We start from the raw sequence: 5,669 nt of genomic DNA, 5'->3' as shown, positions 1-5,669 counted from the left end.
CGAGTGTGGGGGAGTTGGCGGCGGGGTTTCCGATGACGTTGCCGTCGTTCATGAAGCATGTGCGGACGCTGGAGTCGAACGGGCTGATCCGGACGGTGAAGACCGGGCGGGTGCGGACCTGTGTGCTCAATCGCGAGCGGCTGGCGCTTGTGGACGACTGGCTGGACGAGCAGCGGCGGATCTGGACGGATCGCACTGATCGGCTGGAGCGTTTCGTCACCGAATCGATGGAGGAGCAGTCATGAATCCCGACCTGGACCTGACCCTGGAGCGGATCATTCGCGCGCCGCGTTCGGTGGTGTGGAAGGCGTGGACGGATCCGGACAGCTTCGCGAAGTGGTGGGTTCCGGCGCCGATGGTGTGCCGGGTGGAGCGGTTCGAGGCGCGGTCCGGTGGGGCGCTGGTGACCCGGATGAGCGAGGACGGGGTGGACTTCGTGCCGCAGCTCGATGCGACCTTCCTGGTGGTCGAGGACCTGGAGCGGATCGTGTTCACGAACGCCATCGACAGTGCGTGGCGGCCGGTCAATCCCGAGCCGGTGACGATGGCGGCCGAGATCAACTTGGCCGACCATCCGGACGGGACGGCGTACAAGGTCGTCGTACGGCATGCCGATCCGGCGTCGCGCAAACGCCATGCGGAGCTGGGGTTTGCGGACGGCTGGGGGACTGTCACCAGGCAGCTCGCGGAGCTTGCGGAGGCGGCGCGATGAGGCTCGTGCTGACGGAATTCGTGACGCTGGACGGCGTCAGCCAGGGGCCGGGTTCGCCGACCGAGGACACCAGTGACGGCTTCATGCGAGGTGGCTGGCTGGTCCCGTTCATCGACGAGACGTTTGTACGGCGTACTGCCGATTGGCTGGCGTTGGCCGATGGGTTGCTGCTCGGACGGCGCACGTACGACGCCTTCGCGCGGGACTGGCCGCAGATCACCGACCCCGATGATCCGTTCACCGAGCGGATGAACGCCCTGCCGAAGTATGTCGTGAGCCGCACGCTGACCGAAGGTTCGTGGCATCCGACGACTGTCATCAGCAGTCTCGATGGTGTTGCGGAGTTGAAGAAGTTGCCGAGTGGCGAGCTGCAGATCCATGGCAGTGCACGTCTTGGTGATGCGCTGGTGAAGGCCGGTCTGGTTGATCTGGTGCGGTTGGTGGTGGCTCCGACGGTGATCGGGGCCGGCCGGCGGTTGTTCGAGCACTCGGATGACACGGCCGGACTGAAGCTGACCAAGCACGAGTCGACGCCGAGCGGTCTGCTGCTGCTCGAGTACGAGACTGTTGGCGTCGCGCCGGTGGCGGCGTACGAAGGTGTTAGTGCGTTCGTGTGACGTGGTCGTCGAGTACTCGCTCGACGACTGGGAGGTCCTCGGTGATGAGGGCCTTCCAGAGCGTCCAGCCGCGGGCGCGAGCCCAGGTGTCCGCATCCTGCTGGACGGCGTCGCGGAAGGTTTCCCGCGACGATCCGGAGAAGAAGTTGTAGGCGATCACCAAGTCGCAGGCGGGGTCGCCGACACCTGAGGTGCCGAAGTCGATGACGGCTGACAGTCGTCCGTCCTGGACCAACAAGTTGCCGTGGGCAATGTCTCCGTGGAACCACACCGGCGGCCGGTCCCACGAGCTGCAGAGCGCGGCCTCCCAGACCTCACGAGCCAGATCAGCGTTGATGCGATCCTTCAACGACGCAAGGGCTTCGACGGTCTCGGAGTGGTAGTGCGAAACAGGTGCGCCCCGGTAGAAGCTGTGCGCGCCGGCTAAGGGACCAGCAGTCGCATCGCACTGCTGCAGAGCCAGGATGAACGCGGCGACGTCGCGAGCGAAACCATCCAGATCGGAGATCGTCTCCGTGGATGCTGTGGAGCCGTCGATCCACCGGCGGATCGCCCACTGGTGCGGATAACCCTGCCCTGGCTCACCTTTCGCGACGGCCTCAGGGATCGCCGCCGGGAGATGCGGCGCCAGGATGGGCAGCCAGTGATGTTCCTTCGGTACGGCGGCCTCGTACGCCGCGTGGGTCGGCAGCCGCGCGGTCAGTTCGTCGCCGAGCCGGTACGTGCGGTTGTCCCACCCGTCGATCTTGACCGGCGTGATCGGCAGTTCGGCCCACTGCGGGAACTGGTCGGCGAGGAGTCGCCGTACAAGGTCTGCGGAGATGCCGGCGCGGCCGTCCTGATGTTCTGTCACGGCTCAATTCTCAGAGGAGAGGCAGAGCCTCGGCGAATGGTTTAGTCCGGAGCTACAGAGTCGGCGAAGAACGCGAGGATCGTCCGCAGTTCGTTGTCGGTCCGGCTCGCCAGGATCGACTGCATGCGGGCGCCCTGTTCGGCGTACAAGGGCACGAACGTCTGCTGGATCGCCGCCAGTGACGGTGTCACCACCACCTTGCGACGGTCGGACGGGTCGGCCTGACGGGTGACGAAGCCGTGCGACTCGAGCCGGTCGATGACGCCGGTGACCGTGCCGGAGGTGAGACCGCTGTACTCCGCGAGTTGCCGCGGGGTGAGCGGGCCGTGGGTCTGCAGCAGTGTCATGAACTGCGAATCACTGGCGCCGAGCCCCAGCTTGGCCGAGACGGAGTGGTTGAACAGGATCACGTCCGCGATGAACTTGATCACCTGCTCCTGGATCCCGGCGGTGAGCTCTTCTCTGGCTTTCGTCATGGTCCGCCTCAGCATAGAGCTTGCATTTCTCTCGGGATTCCAAGATACTCGGATCTCCGAGATATTTGAAAGGACAGGGGAGAAGTCGATGAAGGTGCTGGTGATCGGTGGCGGGACCGGCGGGCTCGCGTTGGCCCACGGGCTGCTGCGGTCCGGGATCGAGGTGGCGGTGTTCGAGCGCGACGCGCTGCGCACCGACGGGCTGCACGGCTACCGGGTCGGCATCGACCCGGACGGGAGTCGCGCGCTGCATGCGCTGCTGCCGCCGGAGCTCTATGACACCTTCGTGGCGACGCGAGCCCGCGACCCGAAGTACTTCAACATGCTCACCGAGGACCTGAAGGAAGTGCTCTCGATGGACCTGCCGGTGGTCACCGACCCGATCGCCAGCGAGAAGTCGATCAGCCGGATGACGATGCGGCAGGTGCTGCTGACCGGCCTGGAGGACGTGGTCGAGTACGGCAAGGAGTTCACCCGCTTCGAGCAGCACGGCGACCAGGTGACGGCCTACTTCGCGGATGGTACGTCGGCCACCGGCGATCTGCTGGTGGGTGCGGACGGCTCCGGTTCTCGGGTACGGCGGCAGTACCTTCCGCACGCGAAGACCGAGGAGACCGGGATTATCGCGATCGCGGGGAAGTTGCCCATCACCCCGGAGAGCGCAGCGCTCGTTCCGCCCAAGGTGTTCGAGGGGATCACCATGGTCAACGCTCCGCGCGGACTGGCCTGCATTCTGCACGTGATGGAGTTCCAGTGGGACCGTGATGGTCAGGTCAAGAACGGGATCGGCGGGAACACCGAGGAGCTGATCCGCCGGTGGCCGGGGCTGCAGTTCGACAACACGCGCGACTACATCAACTGGGGGCTGTCGGCCACCACTGACAAGCTGCCAGCGAACATCATGGAGCTGCGTGGGCAGGAACTGGTCGATGCCGCGCTAGAGCTCACGCCTGGCTGGCATCCGGATCTGCGGCGGCTGTTCGAGCTGACCGATCCAAGCACGTGCTTCCCGGTGAACATCTGGACCTCGGTGCCGCTCGAGCCGTGGGAGTCGACGAATGTGACGATGCTCGGCGACGCGATCCACACCATGACTCCGGGGCGTGGAGTCGGTGCGAACACTGCGCTACGCGACGCGGTGAACCTGTGCCGTCAGCTGATCGAGATGCGGGACGGCCGGAGTGAGCTGGTCCCCGCCGTACGCGGGTATGAGGCCAAGATGATCGACTACGGCTTCGATGCGGTCCGCAAATCCCGCGCGCAGATGACCTCGGCCGATCCCGTTCACAAGCCCGTGATCGGCCGGCTGGCGCTCGCCGGGATGCGGACCGCCCTGCGGACCGTCAATCACCTGCCGCCGGTCAAGCGCCGGATGCGCGACTCGATGATGGCCTATCGCGGCGCCGACCGGGACGAGTTGGAACTCAAGCTCTGATCAGTGCTGGCCGATGTGCTCGGAGACGGCATCGAAGACCCGCCCGACGGCGGCGAAATCCTCCGGGCTGGCCAGGTCGACCAGGTTCTCCCGGACGCTGTCCACGTGCGTGGGCGCAGCCTCGACCAGCAGGTTGTAGCCCGCCTCGGTCAGCTCCGCCCAGACGCCGCGCTTGTCGCTGGTGCAGGACTTCCGCCGGACCAGTTCGGCCGCTTCCAGTCGGCCGATGGTGTGCGTGAGCCGCGAGCGGCTCTGGTGCAGCCGGTCGGCCAGATCCGCCATCCGCAGCCGCCGATCGGGCGACTCCGACAGCCGGACGAGGATCTCGTAGTCGTTGATGCCGATGCCGAACCGGCGCAGCTCGTCGTCCAGCTTCGCCATCAGGCGCGCCGTGCCCAGAAGGTACGCGCGCCACGCCACCTGCTGCTCTGCGTTGAGCCACCGAGTCTCAGTCGTCGTCGTCACGGGGAACAGTGTACCGGGAATGTAGTTGACTTTTAAACCGTTGATCCGTAACGTCGTGGTCAGCAGGTTGACACAACAACCCGAGTGTTGACCACGTCGCCCCCGACAAAGCTTCCGTACTTCCCGAGAGGACCTCATGACCGAGACCGTCAGCACCCCGACCACCAGCATCCCCGGACTGGTTTCGGGCACCTACGCCCTCGACGCGGCGCACACCGAGATCGGCTTCACCGTTCGCCACCTGATGACCAAGGTGCGTGGCACCTTCCAGGAGTTCAGCGGCGAGATCGTCGTCAAGGACTCCCTCGAGGAGTCGACGGCCAGCGTCACCGTCGAGCTCGCCTCGGTGCACACGCGCAACGACCAGCGCGACGGCCACCTGCGCTCCGGTGACTTCTTCGACGCCGAGAACTCCCCGAAGATGACGTTCGCCAGCACCGCGCTGAAGGCCGAGGGCGACGACTACATCCTGGCCGGCGACCTGACCATCAAGAACGTCACCAAGCCGATCGAGCTCGCCTTCGAGTTTCTCGGCGTCGAGCAGAACGCCTACGGCCAGACCATCCTCGGCTTCGAGGCCTCCGCCTCGATCAGCCGCAAGGAGTGGGGCATCGACTTCAACGTCCCGCTCGAGGGTGGCAAGCTCCTGATCGGCGACAAGGTCGACATCCACCTCGACATCCAGGCCGCCCTGCAGGCCTGACCTGACCCCGAAAGCCCCGTATCCAGGTGGATGCGGGGCTTCGTCATGAGCGGAGATCAGGCAGCACTCGCTGGTACGACGTTGTGCACGGTTCGATCACGTGCGGGGCCCGAAGGTGGTTGAGGGTGCCCAAGGTGAGCTGACCGGGCGACGTTGAGCACGGTTCAACCGTTTCGGCGGGGCTCGCGCGGTTGGTGCGTGCTCAAGGTGGAACTGGACGACGGTCTCGAGTCTCGAGGTGGATGTTCGCCCTGCCCGGCGCGGTTTCCTCCCCAAACCGGTTTGGGGAAGGGGGTTCGGCGACCCGTTCCCGGCAGATTTCTCCTTACGTCCGAACGTTCGGAGGCGGGCCCTCCGGTCTTTCGGACGTTAGCGGGGAGCGTGGTTAACGTCCGAACGTTTGGAGGC

General features: G+C 65.7%; 8 protein-coding genes. 5 read left to right on the top strand and 3 right to left on the bottom strand.

Features of this window, described 5'->3' with window-relative positions; translation table 11 throughout:
• The 3 genes from E1261_RS42800 to E1261_RS42790 form a co-directional block, all read left to right on the top strand.
• On the top strand, positions 1-245 hold a 245-nt coding region (locus E1261_RS42800; protein ID WP_132415753.1), incomplete at its 5' end, for an ArsR/SmtB family transcription factor.
• Positions 242-712 (top strand): SRPBCC domain-containing protein, encoded by a 471-nt coding sequence (locus tag E1261_RS42795; RefSeq protein ID WP_132415751.1) that lies wholly within the window; start codon positions 242-244, stop codon positions 710-712. The genes E1261_RS42800 and E1261_RS42795, both read left to right, overlap by 4 nt.
• Positions 709-1,329 (top strand): dihydrofolate reductase family protein, encoded by a 621-nt coding sequence (locus E1261_RS42790; protein WP_132415749.1) that lies wholly within the window; start codon positions 709-711, stop codon positions 1,327-1,329. Before E1261_RS42795 ends, E1261_RS42790 begins: the two co-directional genes overlap by 4 nt.
• On the opposite strand, the gene E1261_RS42785 is transcribed toward E1261_RS42790, so the two are convergent.
• Both E1261_RS42785 and E1261_RS42780 read right to left on the bottom strand, forming a co-directional pair.
• Positions 1,313-2,182, bottom strand: coding sequence for an aminoglycoside phosphotransferase family protein (locus E1261_RS42785; RefSeq protein WP_132415747.1), 870 nt, complete (start codon positions 2,180-2,182; stop codon positions 1,313-1,315). The two genes, E1261_RS42790 and E1261_RS42785, sit on opposite strands and share 17 nt — an antisense overlap.
• 41 nt (positions 2,183-2,223) lie before the next feature.
• A complete protein-coding gene (locus tag E1261_RS42780; RefSeq protein ID WP_132415745.1) occupies positions 2,224-2,658 on the bottom strand; it encodes a MarR family transcriptional regulator in 435 nt (144 codons plus the stop codon).
• A gap of 88 nt (positions 2,659-2,746) precedes the next feature.
• Here E1261_RS42780 and E1261_RS42775 point away from each other — a divergent pair, with 88 nt between their 5' ends.
• Positions 2,747-4,093 (top strand): FAD-dependent oxidoreductase, encoded by a 1,347-nt coding sequence (locus E1261_RS42775; RefSeq protein ID WP_132415743.1) that lies wholly within the window; start codon positions 2,747-2,749, stop codon positions 4,091-4,093.
• Here E1261_RS42775 and E1261_RS42770 read toward each other — a convergent pair whose 3' ends face one another.
• The gene (locus E1261_RS42770; protein ID WP_238176800.1) at positions 4,094-4,558 is read right to left on the bottom strand and encodes a MarR family winged helix-turn-helix transcriptional regulator; all 465 of its coding nucleotides are present in this window, start codon (positions 4,556-4,558) and stop codon (positions 4,094-4,096) included.
• Between the two features lie 136 nt (positions 4,559-4,694).
• Between E1261_RS42770 and E1261_RS42765 the strand changes: the two genes are divergently transcribed.
• Positions 4,695-5,261, top strand: a complete 567-nt coding sequence (locus E1261_RS42765) for a YceI family protein (protein ID WP_132415741.1) — start codon at positions 4,695-4,697, stop codon at positions 5,259-5,261.
• Positions 5,262-5,669: the final 408 nt, after the last annotated feature.

Source organism: Kribbella albertanoniae (assembly GCF_004348455.1).
In the GTDB taxonomy this organism is placed as follows: domain Bacteria; phylum Actinomycetota; class Actinomycetes; order Propionibacteriales; family Kribbellaceae; genus Kribbella; species Kribbella albertanoniae.
This window is presented reverse-complemented; position numbering and strand designations above follow the sequence as displayed.

Coding starts and splice junctions, on each gene's coding strand:
- E1261_RS42775 (WP_132415743.1), top strand. CDS start 2,747: ATGAAGGTGCTGGTGATCGGTGGCGGGACCGGCGGGCTCGCGTTGGCC.
- E1261_RS42795 (WP_132415751.1), top strand. CDS start 242: ATGAATCCCGACCTGGACCTGACCCTGGAGCGGATCATTCGCGCGCCG.
- E1261_RS42790 (WP_132415749.1), top strand. CDS start 709: ATGAGGCTCGTGCTGACGGAATTCGTGACGCTGGACGGCGTCAGCCAG.
- E1261_RS42780 (WP_132415745.1), bottom strand. CDS start 2,658: ATGACGAAAGCCAGAGAAGAGCTCACCGCCGGGATCCAGGAGCAGGTG.
- E1261_RS42765 (WP_132415741.1), top strand. CDS start 4,695: ATGACCGAGACCGTCAGCACCCCGACCACCAGCATCCCCGGACTGGTT.